General features: G+C 66.8%; 14 protein-coding genes and 1 riboswitch. Of the genes, 4 read left to right on the top strand and 10 right to left on the bottom strand.

Annotation, left to right across the window (positions count from 1 at the left end; genetic code table 11):
• Positions 1 to 74: 74 nt before the first annotated feature.
• The 9 genes from leuB to ilvC all read right to left on the bottom strand — a co-directional run bounded on the left by leuB (position 75) and on the right by ilvC (position 9723).
• Positions 75 to 1136, bottom strand: coding sequence for a 3-isopropylmalate dehydrogenase (gene leuB, locus ROV93_RS20215; protein ID WP_072167590.1), 1062 nt, complete (start codon positions 1134 to 1136; stop codon positions 75 to 77).
• Entirely contained in the window at positions 1126 to 1704 is a 579-nt protein-coding gene (gene leuD, locus ROV93_RS20210; protein WP_021202144.1) for a 3-isopropylmalate dehydratase small subunit, read from the bottom strand. Before leuD ends, leuB begins: the two co-directional genes overlap by 11 nt.
• Entirely contained in the window at positions 1704 to 3122 is a 1419-nt protein-coding gene (leuC, locus tag ROV93_RS20205; protein WP_072167589.1) for a 3-isopropylmalate dehydratase large subunit, read from the bottom strand. The genes leuD and leuC overlap by 1 nt, the downstream gene beginning before the upstream one ends.
• Before the next feature lie 60 nt (positions 3123 to 3182).
• Positions 3183 to 3956 carry a class I SAM-dependent methyltransferase gene (locus tag ROV93_RS20200; protein ID WP_072167588.1) on the bottom strand — a complete coding sequence of 258 codons (774 nt, stop codon included), beginning with the start codon at positions 3954 to 3956 and terminating at the stop codon, positions 3183 to 3185.
• A 10-nt stretch (positions 3957 to 3966) separates the two neighbouring features.
• A complete protein-coding gene (locus tag ROV93_RS20195) occupies positions 3967 to 5553 on the bottom strand; it encodes a 2-isopropylmalate synthase (RefSeq protein ID WP_072167587.1) in 1587 nt (528 codons plus the stop codon).
• Positions 5550 to 6641 carry a threonine dehydratase gene (locus tag ROV93_RS20190; RefSeq protein WP_072167586.1) on the bottom strand — a complete coding sequence of 364 codons (1092 nt, stop codon included), beginning with the start codon at positions 6639 to 6641 and terminating at the stop codon, positions 5550 to 5552. Before ROV93_RS20190 ends, ROV93_RS20195 begins: the two co-directional genes overlap by 4 nt.
• A gap of 96 nt (positions 6642 to 6737) precedes the next feature.
• On the bottom strand, positions 6738 to 6989 hold the full coding sequence (locus ROV93_RS20185; RefSeq protein WP_005419108.1) for an ACT domain-containing protein: 252 nt from the start codon (positions 6987 to 6989) through the stop codon (positions 6738 to 6740).
• Complete coding sequence (ilvG, locus tag ROV93_RS20180) at positions 6973 to 8709, bottom strand: acetolactate synthase 2 catalytic subunit (RefSeq protein ID WP_069139240.1); 1737 nt, start codon at positions 8707 to 8709, stop codon at positions 6973 to 6975. Before ilvG ends, ROV93_RS20185 begins: the two co-directional genes overlap by 17 nt.
• Before the next feature lie 39 nt (positions 8710 to 8748).
• Entirely contained in the window at positions 8749 to 9723 is a 975-nt protein-coding gene (gene ilvC, locus ROV93_RS20175) for a ketol-acid reductoisomerase (RefSeq protein ID WP_072167585.1), read from the bottom strand.
• Between the two features lie 659 nt (positions 9724 to 10382).
• Between ilvC and ggt the strand changes: the two genes are divergently transcribed.
• A complete protein-coding gene (gene ggt / locus ROV93_RS20170; RefSeq protein ID WP_072167686.1) occupies positions 10383 to 12101 on the top strand; it encodes a gamma-glutamyltransferase in 1719 nt (572 codons plus the stop codon).
• Positions 12102 to 12665: 564 nt separating this feature from the next.
• Here ggt and ROV93_RS20165 read toward each other — a convergent pair.
• Positions 12666 to 14243 (bottom strand): BCCT family transporter, encoded by a 1578-nt coding sequence (locus ROV93_RS20165; RefSeq protein ID WP_088497632.1) that lies wholly within the window; start codon positions 14241 to 14243, stop codon positions 12666 to 12668.
• 223 nt (positions 14244 to 14466) lie between these two features.
• Positions 14467 to 14568: riboswitch (TPP riboswitch) on the top strand.
• Positions 14569 to 14650: 82 nt separating this feature from the next.
• On the opposite strand from ROV93_RS20165, the gene thiC reads away from it, so the two are divergent.
• From thiC to ROV93_RS20150, 3 genes are all read left to right on the top strand, one after another.
• Positions 14651 to 16495: a phosphomethylpyrimidine synthase ThiC gene (thiC, locus tag ROV93_RS20160; protein ID WP_312541101.1), complete on the top strand. Its 1845-nt coding sequence runs from the start codon at positions 14651 to 14653 to the stop codon at positions 16493 to 16495.
• Positions 16496 to 16631: 136 nt separating this feature from the next.
• Positions 16632 to 17303: an ion channel gene (locus ROV93_RS20155; RefSeq protein ID WP_065196438.1), complete on the top strand. Its 672-nt coding sequence runs from the start codon at positions 16632 to 16634 to the stop codon at positions 17301 to 17303.
• A 259-nt stretch (positions 17304 to 17562) separates the two neighbouring features.
• Positions 17563 to 19881 carry a winged helix-turn-helix domain-containing protein gene (locus ROV93_RS20150; protein WP_180890584.1) on the top strand — a complete coding sequence of 773 codons (2319 nt, stop codon included), beginning with the start codon at positions 17563 to 17565 and terminating at the stop codon, positions 19879 to 19881.
• Positions 19882 to 19996: the final 115 nt, after the last annotated feature.

The following is a 19996-nucleotide window of genomic DNA, read 5'->3' as shown; positions in this document are numbered from 1 at the left end:
ACGATATCCGACGGGAAGCGGGGGGGGGGGGGGGGGGGGGGGGCGGGGGGGGGCCCCCCCCCCCCCCTACCGGATCAGCCCAGCTTCGCCAGCACCGCGTCGGTCGCTGCCGCGGTGCTCACCGCCTTGCCCTTCGCAGCCAGATCAGCAGTGAACACGCCGTCATCCAGCACCGCATGCACGGCGGCTTCCACGGCTGCCGCTTCGGCCTCCAGCCCCAGCGAATGGCGCAGCAGCATCGCGGCGCTGAAGATTGTCGCGTACGGATTGGCACTGCCCTTGCCGGCGATGTCCGGGGCCGAACCGTGGATGGGCTCGTAAATGCCCACCGCACCCGGCTCGCCCAGCGAGGCCGACGGCAGCAGGCCCAGCGAACCGGCCAGCATCGAGGCCTCATCGGTGAGGATGTCGCCGAACATGTTCTCGGTGACGATCACGTCGTACTCGCGTGGCTTGGCCAGCAGGTGCATGGCCATCGAGTCGACCAACTGGTGCTCCAGCGCCACGTCCGGGAACTCCTCGCGGCCGATGCGTGCGGCCACGTCGCGCCACAGGCGCGAGGTTTCCAGCACATTGGCCTTGTCCACCGAAGTGACCTTGCCGCGACGCTGCTGGGCCAGGCGGAAGGCGCTGCGCAGCACGCGCTCGATTTCGGCCACGGTGTAGCGGCACAGGTCGCTGGCGCTGTCGGCGTCGCGGGTCTTGTCGCCGAAGTAGATGCCGCCGGTCAGTTCACGCACCACCACGAAGTCCACGCCCTGCAGCAGCTCGGCCTTGATCGGCGAGGCGTGCAGCGCGGCCTCGTGGGTACGCACCGGGCGCAGGTTCGCATACAGGCCCAGCGCCTTGCGGATCGCCAGCAGGCCCTGTTCCGGGCGCACCTTGGCGTTCGGGTCGGACCACTTCGGGCCGCCGACCGCGCCCAGCAGCACCGCATTGGCGGCCTGGCAGGCGGCGAGGGTCGACGCCGGCAGCGGTTCACCGTGGCGGTCGATGGCAATGCCACCGATGTCGTGCTCGCTGAAGGTGAAGGTGTGGTTGAAGCGTCCGGCGACCGCCTTCAGGACGGCAACTGCCGCGGCGGCCACTTCCGGGCCGATGCCATCACCGGGCAGGACAACAATTTCAGCGTGCATGCTCACTCTCGTAACGTTCGATTTCAGGGACACGGCCCAGCAGATACCCCAACTGGTCGACGCCTTCCAGCAGGCAGGTCTGCGAGAAGCCATCCAGCGGGAAGGAATAGACGCGGCCATCGGGGGTGCGCAGTTCGCGCGCAGCCACGTCGATGGTCAGCGCATCGTCCGGGCGCTGCATCAGCGCCTGCACGTCGGCCTCGTCCAGCACGATCGGCAGCAGGCCGTTCTTCAGCGCGTTGCCGCGGAAGATGTCCGCGATCTCGCTGCTGACGATGGCACGCAGGCCCAGGTCGGTCAGTGCCCAGGGAGCGTGTTCGCGCGACGAGCCGCAACCGAAATTGCGGCCCGCCAGCAGGATGCTGCGGCCGGCGTTGTGCGGTTGGTTGAAGGCGAAGTCGGCCACCGGCGAACCATCAGCTTGCCAGCGCCAGTCGTTGAACGCGTTGCGACCCAGCCCGGCACGCTCGGTGGTGGACAGGAACCGCGCCGGGATGATCTGGTCGGTGTCGATGTTGGTCTGGCGCAGCACCACGCTGGCCGAGGTCAGGGTACGGAAACCGGCCATCACGCCACCTCCTGTGCGAACAGTTCGCGGGTATCTGCGACGTGCCCGTTCACCGCCGCCCATGCGGCGCTCATCGGCGAGGCCAGCAGCGTGCGCGAACCGGGGCCCTGGCGGCCTTCGAAATTGCGGTTGCTGGTGCTCACGGCCAGCTGGCCGGGGGCGACCAGATCGCCGTTCATCGCGATGCACATCGAGCAGCCCGGCTCGCGCCATTCGGCACCGGCCGCGCGCACGATCTCGTGGATGCCCTCGGCCTCGGCCTCGCGCTTGACGATCTCCGAGCCCGGTACCACCAGCATGCGCACGCGCTCGGCGACACGACGGCCGCGCAGCACCTGTGCGACTTCGCGCATGTCGCTCAGGCGGCCGTTGGTGCACGAACCAACGAACACTACGTCCACCGGTGTGCCCGCCAGCGCCTTGCCGGCCTGGAAGTGCATGTAGTCCAGGCCCTTCTGTGCGGCGGCATCGTTGGCGGCGGGAATCGGCGCATCCACGGCGATCGCGGTACCCGGATGCGTTCCCCAGGTCAGGGTCGGGCGGATGTCGGCGGCGTCGATGTGCACTTCGCTGTCGAAGCGCGCGCCATCATCGCTGCGCAGCTGTTGCCAGCGCGCCACGGCAGCGTCGAAGTCGGCGCCCTTGGGGCCGCGCGGCGTAGCGGCGACGAAGTCGAAGGTGACCTGGTCGGGCGCGACCATGCCGGCGCGTGCACCTGCTTCGATCGACATGTTGCACAGGGTCATGCGCTGTTCCATGTCCATCGCTTCGATGGTGCTGCCACGGAACTCGATCACGTGGCCGGTGCCGCCGTTGACGCCGATCACGCCGATGATGTGCAGGACCACATCCTTGGCGCCGACGCCGGGTGCCAGCGCACCGTCAACGGTGATCGCGAAGGTCTTGGCCTTGCGCTGCAGCAGGCACTGCGTGGCCAGCACGTGGCCGACCTCGCTGGTGCCGATGCCGAAGGCCAGCGAGCCGAATGCACCGTGGGTGGAGGTGTGACTGTCACCGCAGACGATGGTCATGCCCGGCTGGGTGAAGCCCTGTTCCGGCGCAATGACGTGGACGATGCCGCGGTTGTCCGAGGCCATGTCGAACAGTTCGATACCGTGCTCGGCGCAATTTCGCGCCAGGGTGGCGACCTGTGCCTCGGAAGCGGCGCTGGCGTAGGGCAGCGTGCCGTCGGCCGCAGCCGGCAAGGTCGGCGTGGAGTGGTCCATCGTCGCCTTGGTGCGGTCCGGGCGGCGCGGCGCCAGGCCGCGCTCGCGCAGTTCGGTGAATGCCTGTGGCGAGGTCACCTCGTGGATCAGGTGCAGGTCGATGTACAGCACGGCGGGCGCGCTCTCGGATTCGGGAACCACCACGTGGGCGTCCCACAGTTTGTCGTACAGGGTGCGGGGTGCGGAAGTCATGCGTATGCCTGGCAGAAGTACGAGATAGCGAACATCAGTAAAGAAAGCGGAACGGTCAAGTCAGCGACGGCGGGCGAGCACACGCAGGCGCACGTAGTCGGCCAGCGGCTGGCCGGCGGCATTGCGTGGCAGGTCGGCCAGCAACGCGGTGGCCGCCTCGCGCACGGTGGCGCGGGCCTCGGCGGGCAGGTCATCCAGCAGCGGCGCGGCGAATACCCGCAGCCAGCCGGCTACGCCGGTCGGCAGTGGGGTCGGGCGCGGCGTGCATTCGGTCAGTTGCACCTGGAAGCCATGCTGGCGCAGGCGGTCGGCATAGGCATCGGCGCTCGGGAAGTACCACTGGAAGGTGCTGGCGCCATGGCCGTGGGCCACGCGTGCGGCCTGTACCGCCGCGACGATCGTGGCCACGTTGCCATGGCCGCCGAACTCGGCGACGAAGCGGCCACCGGGGCGCAGCGCGCGACGCACGCCTTCCAGCACGCGGTCCGGGTTGCCCATCCAATGCAATGCGGCATTGCTGAAGACCGCATCGAACTCGCTGTCGAACGACAACGCGTGGCCGTCCATCACCTGCGCGTCGACGCCACGTGCACGGGCGGCGATCACCAGTTCCGGCGACGCGTCCACGCCGTGGATGCGCGCGCCGCTCAGGGCCAGTTCGGTGCTGAGCACGCCGTCGCCACAGCCCAGGTCGAGGATGCGCTCACCGGCGCGCGGATCGAGCAGGCGCGCGACCGCGCCACCGAGCAACGGTACGAAGCCGGCATCGATCGCATAGTCCTGGGCGTTCCACTGCTGGCCAGCGGCTGCGGTAGGAGTGTCGAAGGCGCTCATCTCGGGTTCCTCAGGCGGTGGCAGGGGTGGGAACGTCGGTGCTGCTGTGGGCGGTGGCCTGGCGCTGGCGCAGCAGGCGGTTGGCCACATCCAGCCAGGCCAGCGCGGAGGCTTCGATGATGTCCTTGCTGGTGCCGGTGCCGTCGTACTCCACGCCGTCGTGGCGCACGCTCAGATTGGCTTCACCGCGCGCATCGGCGCCGATGCCGACGCTGTGCACCTGGTAGCTGTCCAGCATCAGCTGCACGCCGGTGGCAGCCGACAGCGCGCCGAACAGCGCATCGACCGGGCCGTCGCCCTGCGCGGTCTCGGCCACGCGGTTGCCGTCCGGGTCGGACAGTTCGACCAGTGCATTGGCGCGGCTGCCGACGTCGCTGATGGTCATCGACGCCAGGCGATAGCCCTGCGCGTTGGAGCCGCCCTGCATCAAGGTTTGCAGGTCGGCATCGGTGACCACGCGCTGCTGTTCGCACAGGCCCTTGAACTGCTCGAACACCAGCTTCAGTTCGTCTTCGTCCAGCCAGAAGCCCAGTGCACGCAGGCGTGCTTCGACGGCGGCGCGGCCACTGTGGCGACCCAGCACCATCTGCGAATCTTCCCAGCCCACGTCTTCCGGGCGCATGATTTCGTAGGTGCCACGATGGCGCAGCATGCCGTGCTGGTGGATGCCCGATTCGTGGGCGAAGGCATTGGCACCGACGATGGCCTTGTTGCGCTGTACCGGCATGCCGACCAGGCGCTGCAGCAGCTGCGAGGTGCCGACGATGCGCGGGGTGTTGATCGAACTGTCCTGTTCGTAGAAGGCCTGGCGCACCTTCAGCACCATCGCGATCTCTTCCAGCGAACAGTTGCCGGCGCGCTCGCCGATGCCGTTGACGGTGCACTCGACCTGGCGTGCACCGCCTTCGATGGCGGCCAGCGAGTTGGCCACGGCCAGGCCCAGGTCGTTGTGGCAATGCGCGCTGAAGATCACGTTGGCGGCATTCGGCACATCGGCGACGCCGGCGATGACCTGCTGGAACATCGCGCGGATCTCTTCCGGCGTGGTGAAGCCGACGGTGTCGGGCAGGTTGATGGTGGTGGCGCCGGCGACAATGGCCACGCGCGAGACCTCGATCACGTAGTCCAGCTCGGTGCGGGTGGCATCCTCGGCCGAGAATTCGACATCGTCGATGTACGAGCGTGCCAGCGATACATGCTTGCGTACCGATTCCAGCACCTGCTCGCGGGTCATCCGCAGCTTGTGTTCGCGGTGCAGCGGGCTGGTGGACAGAAACACGTGCAGGCGCGGGTTGGCCGCAGCTTCCAGGGCACGCGCCGAGGTTTCGATATCGGCCTGCAGGCAGCGCGACAGCACGGCCAGGCTCAGGCTCGGGCGGCGCAGCTCACGGCCGATCAGGGCCATCGCCTCGCGGTCGGACTGCGAGCTGGCCGGGAAGCCGGTCTCGATGATGTCCACGCCCAGTTCGTCCAGCGCACGCGCCATCACCAGCTTCTGCGGCGGGCTCATGCTGCAGCCGGGGGACTGCTCGCCGTCACGCAGGGTGGTGTCGAAGATGCGGATGCGCGGGGTGGTAATTCGTTCGATGGTGGTCACAGGGAAATCTCCTCGACAGCGGGTGCGGCGGCTTGCAGGGGGGAAGGGGAAGAGGTGGGGGACGCGAGGGCGCTGGCCTTGCCGGGCGAGCGTGGGGTTTCACTACGCCGTCGCCGTGGTTTGCGCGGCGGGCGCGGCCGGATGTCGGTGAGCAGGCCGGCCAGGACACCCGCATCGATATTCCCGCCGGACACCACCGCGCACTTGCGGCGGCCAGCGACACGGCGGCCTGCTGCCAGCGCCAGCGCACCGGCGCCCTCGGCGATGATGTGTTCTTCCAGTGCCAGCCGGACCAGAGTTTCACGCAGTTCGGCTTCGCGCACGATCACCACGTCGTCCAGCAGCGAGGTGCACAGGCGTCGGGTCAGGAAACCGGGAATCTTCACCCGCACGCCGTCGGCCAGCGAGGCGACGGGGGCGATCTCGCGCGCGTCGCCGCGGATGGCGCGCGCCATTGAGTCGACGCCTTCCACCTGGGCGCCGATCACGCGCACGCCCTGTGATTTCAGCGCCAGTGCAACGCCGGAGGCCAGCCCGCCACCACCAATCGGCACGATCACCACGTCCGGTGCGTGCGCGGCCAGCTCGATGCCGACCGTACCCTGACCGGCAATCACATCGGCGTCGTCGAACGCGGACAGGAAGCGGTAGCCATGGCGCTGTGCCAGTTCGACGGCGAAGGCGTAGGCCTCGTCATAGCTGGTGCCATGCTGGCGCACGGTGGCGCCCCAGTGAGCGACGCCGGCGATCTTGGTGGCCGGTGCGCCATGCGGCATCACGGTGATGGCCGGGACGTCCAGGCGGTAGGCCGCCCACGCCACGCCCTGGGCATGGTTGCCGGCCGAGGCGCAGATCACCGGCCGGGTATCGCCGCGCTCGCGGCCGGCCAGCAGCGCGTTCAACGCGCCGCGCACCTTGTAGGACCCGGTGCGCTGCAGGTTCTCCAGCTTCAGCCAGGTGCCGAAGCGCTCGGCATGGTGCAGCGGGGTAGGCGGCAGGAAGCGGCGCAGCCGGGCCTGCGCCGCCAGTACGTCGGCGACGCTTACGTCGCCGACATCGCTTTCCTGGCTGGCATCAGCGGCCGGCATGGGCCACCAGCGGGGTGCAGGCGACCGCCGCATGCGGGCACGGGCGGCGAAGAAGACGCCTCCGTACCGGCACCGTGGTCACTACGGTACGGGTGTTCATACGGATGCTCCTTCCACGGCGGTGACCTGCACGGACACGCAGTCGTAGATCTTCTCGATCTGCCGGCACAGCGTTTCCGCCGGGCGCTGGCCATCCACCACCAGCTGCAGGTGCCAGCGGCCATCGTCGGCGGCCACCGGCGCACCGCTGATCGCACGCGGCGCGAAGCCACGGCGCTCGGCCATGCCGATCACGCGCAACAGCGCGCCTTCGGCCGGGTGCAGCACCAGGTCAAGCCGGTAGTGCATTGGGGATCTCCTGGCGGGCATGGGCGGGGTTGCTTTCCAGCATCGTGCTGTTGGCGGTGTTCGGTGGCACCAGCGGCCATACGTTGGCGCGTGCATCGATGGCCACGTGCAGCAGTGCCGGGCCGGGTTCGGCCAGCAGCGCGGCCAGGCCACCCTCGACGTCATCCCGCGCGTCGATGCGGGTGGCGGAAATGCCGAACACCTGCGCCAGCGCCACGAAGTCCGGGTTGTCGGACAGGTCGATCTCGCTGTAGCGCTCGGCGAAGAACAGCTCCTGCCACTGCCGCACCATGCCCAGCGAACTGTTGTCCAGCAGCACGATCTTCACCGGCAGGCGGCAGCGAGCAATGGTGGCCAGCTCCTGCACGTTCATCATGAAGCTGCCGTCGCCGGACACCAGCACCACGGTGCGATCGGGGCAGGCGAACTGCGCACCCATCGCGGCCGGCAGGCCAAAGCCCATGGTGCCCAGCGCGCCACTGGTCAGGTGGTTGCGCGGGTGGTTGAAGCGGCAGTGCTGGGCCACCCACATCTGGTGCTGGCCAACGTCGCAGGCGATCACCGCATCGGCCGGGGCCAGCTCGCTCAGGCGCTTCAGCAGGGCCGGCGCGTAGATGTGCTGGCCCGGTGCGTCGTAGCGCGCGGCGAAGCGATCGCGATGCTGCGCACAGCGCTTGCGCCACGCCTCCTGGTGGGCCTTGGGGGAGGGGAAGGCCGCACGCAGGGCGCGGATGGCATGGCCGACATTGCCGGGCACGGCGACATCGGCACTGCGCAGCTTGGAGATCTCGTACGCATCGGCATCGATGTGGACGACACGGGCGAACGGTGCGAACTCCGCCAGCTTGCCGGTGGCACGGTCGTCGAAGCGTGCGCCCAGCACCAGCAGCAGGTCGCTTTCCTGCACCGCCATGTTGGCCGCGCGGGTGCCGTGCATGCCCAGCATGCCCAGCGACTGCGGATGGCTGGCCGGCAGTGCACCCAGGCCGCGCAGGGTCATCACGGTGGGGATGGCACTGGCCTCGACGAAGTCGCGCAGGTCCTGTACGGCGTCGCCCAGGGCGATGCCACCGCCGGCGTAGACCACCGGCTTCTCGGCTGCGGCCAGCGCGGCAATGGCTTCGGCAATGGCAGCCTCGGCCGGCGCCGGCGGTGGTTCGACGCTGCTGGGCGCATGCGCCGGCAGATGGCTGGCGTCGGCCAGCTGCACGTCCTTGGGCAGGTCGATCAGCACCGGGCCGGGGCGACCTTCGCGGGCGATCCGGAACGCATCGGCCACCACGCGCGGCAGGTCATCGACGCTGCGAACCAGCCAGCTGTGCTTGACGATCGGCATCGTCAGGCCGAACACATCCAGTTCCTGGAAGGCGTCGGTACCCAGCAGCGGCGTGCCGACCTGGCCGGTGATGCAGACCATCGGTACCGAATCCAGCATCGCATCGGCGATGCCGGTGACCAGGTTCGACGCGCCCGGGCCGGAGGTGGCCACGCAGACGCCCACCTGGTTGCTGGCGCGGGCGAAACCGTTGGCGGCCAGCGCCGCGCCCTGCTCATGGCGTACCAGGATGTGCTTCAGCGACGAATCCACCAGCGCGTCGTAGAACGGCATGATGGTGCCACCGGGATAGCCGAACAGCGTGCGGACGCCTTCGGCCTCCAGCGCCTGGGTCAGCCAGCGCGCGCCGTTGGGCGGCGCGCTGCGGTGTGTGGAAGAGTTCATGGGGGAACCTTGCAAAGCGGGTGGGGGAGGGCCGCGCGGTTACGCGGCCTGTCCTTGCAACCAGACCATCTTGGCGCGCAGTTCCTTGCCCACCTTCTCGATCGGGTGCTCCAGGTCGGCCTGCTTGAACCTGTTGTAGTTCGGCAGGCCCGCTTCGTACTCGGCCACCCAGTTCTTGGTGAAGGTACCGTCCTGGATGTCCTTCAGCACTTCCTTCATGCGCGCCTTGGTGCCGGCGTCGATCACGCGCGGGCCGCTGACGTAGTCGCCGTACTGCGCGGTCTCGGAGATGAATTCCAGCATGCGCGAGATGCCGCCTTCATAGAACAGGTCGACGATCAGCTTCAGCTCGTGCAGTACTTCGTAGTAGGCGATCTCCGGCTGGTAGCCGGCTTCCACCAGGGTCTCGAAACCGGCCTGCACCAGCGCCGACGCACCACCACACAGCACCGCCTGCTCGCCGAACAGATCGGTCTCGGTCTCTTCCTTGAAGGTGGTCTGGATCAGGTTGGCGCGGGCACCGCCGAGGCCGGCCGCATAGGCCTGGGCATGCTGCGCGGCCTTGCCGCTGACGTCCTGGTAGACCGCCCAGATGCACGGCACGCCACGGCCGATCTCGTACTCACGGCGCACCAGCGCACCCGGGCCCTTCGGCGCGACCAGCACGACGTCCAGATCGGCGCGCGGCTCGATCATGCCGTAGTGCACGTTCAGGCCGTGGGCGAACAGCAGGCACGCCCCCTGCTTCATGTTCGGCGCCAGCACATCGTTGTAGAGCTTCTTCTGCACCATGTCGGGGGTCAGCACGGCGACCAGGTCGGCATCCTTCACCGCATCGGCCGGTGCTTTCACGGTGAAGCCATCGGCCTGCGCCTTGACCTCGGTCGGGCCGCCCGGACGCAGGCCTACCACCACATCGAAGCCGGATTCGCGCAGGTTCAGTGCGTGGGCGCGGCCCTGGCTGCCGTAGCCGATGACGGCGATCTTGGTCTGGGGCAGGTCGTTGGTGCTCATGGGGGAGGTTCCTTGCGGTGGGAAGAAAAAAGAACGGCCGGTCGTCGAGGTGACGTACCGGCCGGTCAGGGGAAAGCGGTGGAGGAGGCGCTGCGCATCGCACAGGCACAGCCACCACGAGGCGTGGTGGTGGTCTGGGGCCGGGCTTTGCACTGAGCGTTGGTCATGGTGGTTGCGTCTGAAACCAGGTCCTGAAATGAAAAAACCCGCACCGGGGCGGGTGCGGGTTTTGATGAGTTCCGGTGTGTTTGTTGCTTACACGCTGGCTCGTCCCGCACCTGGTGGCTGGGTAATAAGTACGAGCACAAGAATCGAACGCAGCGAGGCGGCGCCGGTGTCGGCGGCTTCAATGTGGGTTCGCAGTGGCGTGTTGTGATGCAACATGTGATCGAGAGAAACACAGCCGTTTTGGCGGTGTCAACCCTCGCGACGGTTTTTTTATCGGTTTCCAGTGAATCCAGCGCAATCGCTTGCGGCACAAGGATGGTTGCTGCTGAAAGTGTTTCGGTGAACCCGAATTCACTCCTTTCTGGGCAGTTTTTGCGCGGAATCCGTTGGGTTCTTCCACCCCAGGATCAACGTCCATGACGTCTGTCCGATACCGCGTGAAGGCCGCAGCGGCGAAGATCGGGGAACCACCCGTCCATCGGAACCCGACCGTGTCCCGACGCCTTGCCCGTTCCCTGATCGCCGCCGCCGTGCTGGCTGCCGTGCCCGCGCTGTCCTTTGCCGCCGACCGCATCACCGGCCACACCTTCGCCACCCGTTCGGAGGTGATCGCCCCCCATGCGATGGCCGCCACCTCGCAGCCGCTGGCCACCCAGATCGCGCTGGACGTGATGAAGGGCGGTGGCTCGGCGGTGGATGCCGCCATCGCGGCCAACGCAGCGCTGGGCCTGATGGAGCCCACCGGCAACGGCATCGGCGGCGACCTGTTCGCCATCGTCTGGGACCCGAAGACGCAGAAGCTCTATGGCTACAACGGCTCGGGCCGCTCGCCGAAGTCGCTCACCCTGGCTGAGTTCCAGCGCCGCGGCCTGAAGGACATCCCGGCCACCGGCCCGCTGCCGGTGTCTGTGCCCGGTGCGGTCGACGGCTGGTTCGCCCTGCACGATCGCTTCGGCCGCAAGCCGATGGCCGACAACCTGGCGCCGGCCATCCGTTACGCCCGCGAAGGGCACCCGGTGGCCGAGGTGATTGCCTACTACTGGGATCGCTCGGTGCCGAAGCTGTCGCAGTACCCGGGCTTCAAGGAGCAGTTCACGATCAACGGCCATGCTCCACGCAAGGGCGAGATGTGGAAGAACCCGAACCTGGCCAGCACCCTGCAGAAGATCGCCGACGGCGGTCGTGATGCGTTCTACAAGGGCGAGATCGCCCACACCATCGGCGATTACTTCAAGGCCAACGGCGGTTACCTGAGCTACCAGGACATGGCCGACCACCACGGAGAGTGGGTCGAACCGGTCAGCAGCAACTACCGTGGCTACGACGTGTGGGAGCTGCCACCGAACAGCCAGGGCATCGCTGCGCTGCAGATTCTCAACGTGCTGGAAGGCTACGACTTTTCAAAGATTCCGTTCGGCTCACCCGAGCACGTGCACCTGTTCGTCGAAGCGAAGAAGCTGGCCTTCGCCGACCGTGCGCGCTTCTACGCCGACATGGCATTCCAGCCGGCGCCGGTGCAGAAGCTGATCTCCAAGGAGTACGCCGCGCAGCGCCGGGCGCTGATCTCGATGGACAAGGCCTTGAAGGAAGTGCAGCCAGGCACACCGAAGCAGCTGGAGGAAGGCGACACGATCTACATGACCGTGGCCGACGCCGACGGCATGATGGTCTCGTTGATCCAGTCCAATTACCGCGGCATGGGCAGCGGCATGGCGCCGCCGGGATTGGGCTTCATCCTGCAGGACCGCGGCGAGATGTTCGTGCTGCAGAAGAACCATCCCAACGGATACGCACCGGGCAAGCGCCCCTTCCAGACGATCATTCCGGGGTTCATCACCAAGGGTGGCAAGCCGTATGCCAGCTTCGGCGTGATGGGCGGTGCGATGCAACCGCAGGGCCATGCGCAGATCGTGATGAACCTGGTGGACTTCGGCATGAACCTGCAGGAAGCCGGTGACGCACCGCGCATCCAGCATGAAGGCTCGACCGAGCCGACCGGCCAAGCCACGGCGATGACCGACGGTGGTGAAGTGAATCTGGAAACCGGCTTCCCATATGAAACAGTGCGTGCGCTGATGCGCAAGGGGCATCGCATCGTGTTCGCAGATGGGCCGTATGGCGGTTACCAGGCGATCATGCGCGATCCCGAGACCGGGGTTTACTACGGGGCTTCGGAGAGCCGAAAGGATGGGCAGGCGGCGGGGTACTGAGGTTTACCGGCCACCGGGCTGAGCCCCCTCGCGGCTGAGCGCTGGAGCAGGTTCATGCGCTGGGGCGTGCGGGTGGGAGTGTCGGGGGACGCCGTAAATACGTCCTTGTAGGCTTAGCCGCGCCATCCATGGCGCGGATACCCCCGCCACTCCCACCCGCACGCCCCCCGAAAATTTCCGTGCGCGTCAGCCACGGAAGAGAAGGAAGAAGATCAAGAGCAAAGGCAACAGCAACAGCCGCGCGCTGTGGGTTGGGGTCGGATCCGTTTTCCGAAGGAAAACGGATCCGACCCCTTCTTGTTTTCCGATACACCTGATCCACGCATGGCGTGGATCTACTGCCGTCACTGGGAGATCGTCGGAGGCGGGGAGGGGGCAGATGGCGGGACCGTCCACGGCATGGATGCCGTGGCCGAGCCTACAGGGACGTACTTGCGGCGTGTCCCGCCATCTGCCCCCTCCCCGTCAAGCAAGCAGAAGCCCAGAGCCGCCTTGGCTTCTGCACTTGCACTTGCACTTGCACTTGCTTGAAAAAGCGGTGCAGCCGCAGGCTGCAAAACACCCTCAATCCTGATCGTGCGCGCGTGCGGCCTCGGCCTGCGTCTCCTCCTGCGCCGCCATCTCGCGTGCGATCCACGCATCGATCATGTGCCGCTGGCGCTGCGCCTGCCGTCGCTCACGCGTGTACTCCTGGTCGAGCACGCGGTACAGCGACACCATCACCAGCACCATCAGCAGCGCGAATGGCAACGCCGCAATCGTGATCATGCCCTGCAGTGCATCCAGGCCACCGGCCAGCAGCAACGCCGCTGCGATCAACGCCACCGCGATGCCCCAGGCCAGCTTGCGCTTCAACGGAGGATCGCCTGCTTCGTCAGTGGACATGCTGGCCAGAACCAGTACCGCCGAGTCGGCCGAGGTTACGAAGAAGATCATCAGCAGTACCAGTGCGACGCACGACAGCAGCAGCGGCAGCGGCATGCTGTCGAACAGCGTGAACAGCACCGTCTCGTAGCCATTGCCCAGCGCCTGCACCAGGTCGGCATGGCCGAAGATCTGTGCCCACAGCGCGGTGCCGCCGAACACCGCGAACCAGAAGAAGCCCAGCAGCGTCGGCGCGAGCACTACGCCGATCACGAACTCGCGCACGCTGCGGCCGCGCGAGATGCGTGCGATGAATGAGCCCACGAACGGTGCCCACGAGATCCACCAGGCCCAGTAGAAGATTGTCCAGTCCGCCACCCAGGTGCTGCCCGAGAACGGTGACATGCGCAGGCTCATTGTCACCAGCTGGTTGAGGTAGGAGCCCAGCGTGGTGGTGAACGTATCGAAGATGAAGCCGGTCGGCCCCAGCACGAGCAGGATGGCTGCCAGCAGGGCAGCCAGCGCCAGGTTGAAATTGGACAGCCACTTCACACCCCGCTCCACGCCACTGGCGGTGGACGCCATATACAGCACGAAGGCGACGGCAATGATGGTCATCTGCACTGGGACGGTAGCCTGCACGCCGAACACGCGCTCGATGCCGGCGGCGATCTGAATGGTGCCGAAGCCCAGCGTCGTCGCGACACCGATCGCGGTGGCGACCACTGCAGCGATGTTGACCACCCGACCGATCCAGCCGCGATGGTGGCGGCCGATGATCGGCTGCAGCATGTCGCTGACCAGGCCACGGCCGTTGCGGTTGAACTGGAACCAGGCCATTGCCAGCCCGATCAGCGCGTAGATGGCCCACGGGTGCAGGCCCCAGTGGAAGAATGCATAGCGCATCGAGGCGCGTGCCGCGTCCAGGCTTTGCGGAGCAAGCCCTTCCGGTGGCTTGCTGAAGTGCGAAATGGGCTCGGCGGCGCCCCAGAACACCAGGCCGATGCCCATGCCGGCGGCGAACAGCATCGACATCCAGCTGGCCCGCGAGAACTCCGGCTCGGCGTCTTCGCCGCCGATGCGCAGGTTGCCGAAGCGACCGAAGGCCAGGTACATCAGGAATACCAGGGCCAGGAACACGACCAGCAGGTACAGCCAGCCGATGCCGCGGATGAGCTCGCCGAGGATGCTCTGCACCACGGTATTGAAGGGGCCGGGTGCAATACCGGCAAGCAGCACCAGCATCAGAACCAGTGCGATGGAAACACGAAACACCATGAAGGAGCTTCTCCGATCAAGGGATTGAGGGGAGCGAGCAGAGCTTGCAGCGAAGGGCCGGCGGTATACAGCGGAACCGGGCAGGGGCCGCAGGGGCGGCAAGGGAAGCACCGGTCGCAGCGACACGATGCGCGTGCACGTTACTGAACGCGACGTCATGATTCCGTTAACGAATGGCGATTGGGGGCAACTCCGGAGGCGGGCGGTCTATGCTCTAATGCACGCCAAGAAGCGGGGGTACCGCGGCCATGTGGCCACGGTTGAGACAGTCCCTTGGAACCTGATCCGGCTCATACCGGCGTAGGGAAGCTTTGCAATGCAGCCATTCCCGGACTCCGCCCAAGGACCGTCCGGGCGCGGTCGCAGTGCGCCGCCGCTTCGTCCCTGACCTTCCTGGACGATGCCCGATGAACGCACAGCTCTCCGCCCTGCAGCAACAGGCCCAGCAACTCTCCGAATCCGTGACCCGGCCCATTCCCGGCTCACGCAAGATCCACGTGCCCGGTTCGCGCCCGGATCTGCAGGTGCCGATGCGGGAGATCGCGTTGACCCGCACCCCGACGCTGTTCGGCGGCGAAGAGAATGCACCGGTCACGGTCTACGACACGTCCGGCCCCTACACCGATCCGGGCGTGCGTATCGATCTGTCCGCCGGCCTGCCGGCACTGCGTCGCGGCTGGGTGGAGGAACGTGGCGATACCGAGCAGCTCGAAGGCCTGAGTTCGTCGTTCGGGCGTGATCGCGAGCATGACCCGAAGCTTGATGCCGTGCGCTTCCCCGCGCGCAGCCTGCCGCGTCGTGCACGGGCAGGCGCGAACGTCACCCAGATGCACTACGCGCGCCGCGGCATCATCACCCCGGAAATGGAGTTCGTTGCCATCCGCGAGAACCAGTGGCTGGAAGCGATCCGCGATGCGGGCCTGCTGCAGCAGCATCCGGGCGAGGCGTTCGGCGCTTCGATCCAGAAGATCATCACCCCGGAGTTCGTGCGGGATGAAATCGCGCGCGGCCGCGCGGTGCTGCCCAACAACATCAACCATCCGGAAAGCGAGCCGATGATCATCGGCCGCAACTTCCTCACCAAGATCAACGCCAACATCGGCAACAGCGCCGTATCTTCCGGCATCGCCGAGGAAGTGGAAAAGCTGGTGTGGGCGATCCGTTGGGGCGGCGACACGGTGATGGATCTGTCCACCGGCAAGCACATCCATGAGACCCGTGAATGGATCATCCGCAACTCGCCGGTGGCCATTGGTACCGTGCCGATCTACCAGGCGCTGGAAAAGGTTGATGGCCGCGCCGAGGCACTGACCTGGGAAATCTTCCGCGACACCCTGATCGAGCAGGCCGAGCAGGGCGTGGACTACTTCACCATCCACGCCGGCGTACTGCTGCGCTACGTGCCGCTCACCGCCAAGCGGGTGACCGGCATCGTCAGCCGCGGGGGCTCGATCATGGCCAAGTGGTGCCTGGCGCATCACAAGGAGAATTTCCTCTACACGCATTTCGAAGAGATCTGCGAAATCATGAAGGCCTACGACGTGACCTTCTCGCTGGGCGATGGCCTGCGCCCGGGTTGCATCGCCGATGCCAACGACGCCGCGCAGTTCGGTGAGTTGGAAACGCTGGGCGAGCTGACGAAGATTGCCTGGAAGCACGATGTGCAGACCATGATCGAGGGCCCCGGCCACGTGCCGATGCAGCTGATCAAGGAGAACATGGACAAGCAGCTGCGTGAGTGCGGCGAGGCGCCGTTCTATACGCTGGGGCCGTTGACCACCGATATCGCACCGGGCTACGACCACATCACCAGCGCGATCGGCGCGGCGATGATCGGCTGGTTCGGCACGGCCATGCTCTGCTACGTGACGCCGAAGGAGCACCTCGGCCTGCCTAACCGCCAGGACGTGCGCGACGGCATCATGGCTTACCGTATTGCCGCGCACGCGGCCGACCTGGCCAAGGGCCACCCGGGTGCGCAGGTGCGTGACAACGCGCTGAGCAAGGCGCGTTTCGAGTTCCGCTGGGAGGACCAGTTCCATCTCGGGCTGGATCCGGAGAAGGCCAAGGAGTTCCATGACGAGACGCTGCCGAAGGATGCGCACAAGCTGGCCCACTTCTGCTCGATGTGCGGCCCGCACTTCTGTTCGATGAAGATCACCCAGGATGTGCGTGACTACGCCGAGGCCGGCATGAAGGAGAAGTCGGAGGAGTTCCGCGCGGCTGGCGCAGAGGTCTACCACCAGGGATGACGAGTAGCCGGGTGCCGGCCGCTGGCCGGCAGCCGGTTGTGCGGGGGCCGGGAAGCGTGCTGGCCAGCGGCCGGCACCACCGCTCATCACGCCTCTCCCGGCTATGCTCCGCGCATCACCCTGGGGAAAGGACACCATGCCTGTTGCCATGACCACCCGTTGGCTGGCCATCGCCCGCCGTCATCCTTCGGCCTGGCTGCTGGGTGCCCAGTTGATCGCGGTGCTGCTGTACCCCGCGCTGGATGACACCGCTGCCGGCCGCGCGGCGCTGGGCATGTTCGGCATGGCGGTACTGGGCCTGGCGCTGTGGGTGGTGCAGCGCAGCCCGCTGGGCACCTGGCTGGCACTGGTGCTGGCCATCCCGTCGGTGGTGTTCTCGCTGGCCGGTGCATTGCTCGACCGCAGCGCATTGCTGACCACCGCGCAGTTGCTGGAGAGCCTGCTGTACTTCTACACGGCCGGCGCGCTGATCGCCTACATGCTCCAGGACCACAAGGTCACCCGCGACGAACTGTTCGCCGCAGGCGCGACATTCACCTTGCTTGCATGGGCATTTGCGTTCGCATTCGCGGTATGCCAGCAGTGGTACCCGGGCAGCTTCCAGGGCACCGGCGGAGGCGCGCAGCGCAGTTGGATGGAGCTGCTTTATCTCAGCTTCAGCTTGCTGTCTGGCGTCGGCTTGAGTGACGTCGTGCCGTTGCATCCACAGGCACGCGCACTGGTCATGCTGGAGCAGTTTTCCGGCGTGATGTACGTGGCTTTGGTGGTTTCGCGGCTGGTCGGATTGACCATGTTGCGGCGCATGTGAAAATGAACGCCAGATAAAAATTTCGCGCCCGAAAGGGCGCGAATGATGTCGCAAATTATGTGAATGCGTCGGCGAGAGAGAGCCTGATGTCGACCACGCGATAGGCGAGGTAACTTGCATAGGCTAGTATTCGCGCGCTCGATTGTTTTTGCGGTATGCGCCGATGCTTTGTGCGGAGTCTGGCTTTTCGCTGTTCCCAGGACGGGGCGGTATCGAAGGCAAACACTGCCCGGGACCTGTCTCTACTGTGTAGCAGAAAATGAACAGCAGCGAAATCCAGCCCCCGGTATCCGATCGGATACGGATAGGAGAGTGCACCGTCACTCTGTCCTCGCGCGAAGTCGAGGTCGTCGGTGCGCGTCGCCCGCGCCGGCTGACGCCGAAGGCGCTGGGCGTGCTGCGCGTGCTGCTGCGGCAGCCGGGCCGCGTTGTCACCCGCGACGAGTTGTTCGCCGAGGTATGGCCGGACACGCTGCCGACCAACGATGTGCTGACCCAGGCCGTCACCCAGCTGCGCAAGGCGTTCAGCAACGACGACGACAACGGCCAGGCCTACATCGAAACCATCGCCAAGACAGGCTATCGGCTTCTGGTCCCGGTGCAGGTGCTGGACGATGCCGAGCCCGTGGTCGCAGGCGTCCGCGACGACGAAGGCATGACCGCGCAGCCGGTGACCACTGCTGCGTTGCCTGCGCATCCACAGGCAGCGCGCCGCCGCTGGCGCCATATCCGTCGGCGCGTGCTGCTGGCGCTGGGCGTGTTGATGCTGGCCACGCTGCTGGTGTTGACCACGCTGCTGCTGCGCCGTGCACCGGCCGGCAGTTCGCCGATGGAGGCTGCCGTGGAGAACGGTACGCGGGTGATCGGCAGCCCGCAGCGGCCGTATCGGTTGATCACCGCGACCAGCGGCTTTGAAACCTATCCCACGCTGTCACCGGACGGTTCGCTGGTGGCCTATGAGGGCGCCAACGAGGATGGCAACGGCGGTGGCGCGATCAAGCTGCAGACCTCCGGCAACGCGCCGGCGCGCCAGTTGCTGGCGCCACCAGCCGGTGCCGTCGATCGCTTCCCGAACTGGTCGCCGGATGGTCGCGAAATCGCCTTCGCGCGGTTCTACGCCGACGGCGGATGCCAGGTACTGATCGCCAGCGCCACCGGTGGCGCGCTGCGCCAGGCCACACGCTGCGATGGCACGGAGCTGCTCAGCTTCGACTGGACGCCGGATGGGCGTGGCCTGGTGTTCGGCAGCATGGTCGGTCGCTACGCGCACCGTGGCATCCGCGTGCTGGACCTGGCCAGTGGCCAGTGGCGCGCGCTGGCCTACAGCGTCGATCAGGATGACTTCGACTACGCACCGCGTTATTCGCCTGATGGGCAATGGCTGGTGTTCGTGCGCAACCCGCAGCTGGGTGATCTGTGGCGGGTGCCAGCCGCGGGCGGTACGCCCGAGCAGTTGACCGATGAAGCGGCAGAACTGCGCGGCTGGGCCTGGCTGGACGATGGCCGAACCATCGTGTTCGGCCGCCGTGTCGATAGCGAGGCGCGGCTCTATTACCTGGACGTCGAGCGGCACACGTTGCGCGATGCCGGCCTGGATGATGCGCAGTGGCCAGCAGTGTCGCGACGCGGTGGCATGCTGGCGTTCGTCCACCGGCGCGCGCAGTTCGGCGTGTTCAAGGTGCCGATGCAGGGCAGCGGCACGCCCGAGCGCCTGTTCGCCTCCAGTGGCCGCGATGGGCAGCCGATGGCAGCGCCTGATGGCCGCCAGCTGGTCTTCACCTCCGATCGTTCCGGCAGCTTCGCCCTGTGGTGGGCGGACATGCAGCGACCGGATTCGCTGCGTCCCATCGAAGGGCTGCGGCCGGAGGCGCGGCAGGCGCCGGACTGGTCGGCCGACAGCCGGCAGTTGCTCGTGGTTGGCCGCGATGCGCATGGGCGCACGGTGCTCTATGAAATCGCGCCACGCGATGAACGCCTGCAACCCTTGCCGGTTCCGGCCGAACAGCCGTTGCAGGCACTGTATGGCGCCTCGCCGCAGCAGCTGTTTGTGGTCGAGCGCGATGCCGACCAGCGCACGCGGTTGAGCCTGTTCGATCGCAGCGTCCAGCCCTGGCGCCGCTTGGCCAGCATCGATGGGGTGTCGCAGGCGCGCTTTGACCGGAGCAGTGGCCGCGTGTTGTTCACCCGCTTGGCCGCCGGAGGCCTGTGGTCGGCGGATGCCGCGTTGTCCCCGGCCAGCGTGCAGCAGATCAGCGATGACCGGCCCAGCCGCTGGCGATACCGGGCCTGGACCGTGACCGGCAACAGCGGCATCGGCTACCTCGGTACCTCGACCACGTGTGGCACCACCTTCGTGCGCATCCAGCCCGGCCGCGAGGAGGCGGAACGCTGCCTGGACGCAGAACGGCTCAGCGCCGGCAACGGGCTCAGTGCCAGCGCCGACGGAAAGGACCTGTTCGTGGCGATGGCGGTCAGCGATGGCGCTGACATCGGCGTGATGCGGTTGCCTGAACGCCCGCCTGCACTGTTCCCCGCATTCTCCAAGTTGTTGTTGTTCAAGGGAAATGGGCCTTCGTAATTTCTTCGTCGGGATCTCGTCGCGAATTCGTGGCGATCTCGTCGGACCTTCCTGACGCGGTGCCGCCTGATTTGGCAAAACGGAGTCCTGTACTAGGCAAATCCGTGGTGCCCCC

The organism is Stenotrophomonas maltophilia group sp. msm4, from assembly GCF_032025605.1.
GTDB classification, from domain to species: Bacteria; Pseudomonadota; Gammaproteobacteria; order Xanthomonadales; family Xanthomonadaceae; genus Stenotrophomonas; species Stenotrophomonas sepilia.
The sequence above is the reverse complement of the archived record's forward strand: the minus strand, read 5'-3'. Positions and strand labels throughout refer to the sequence as shown.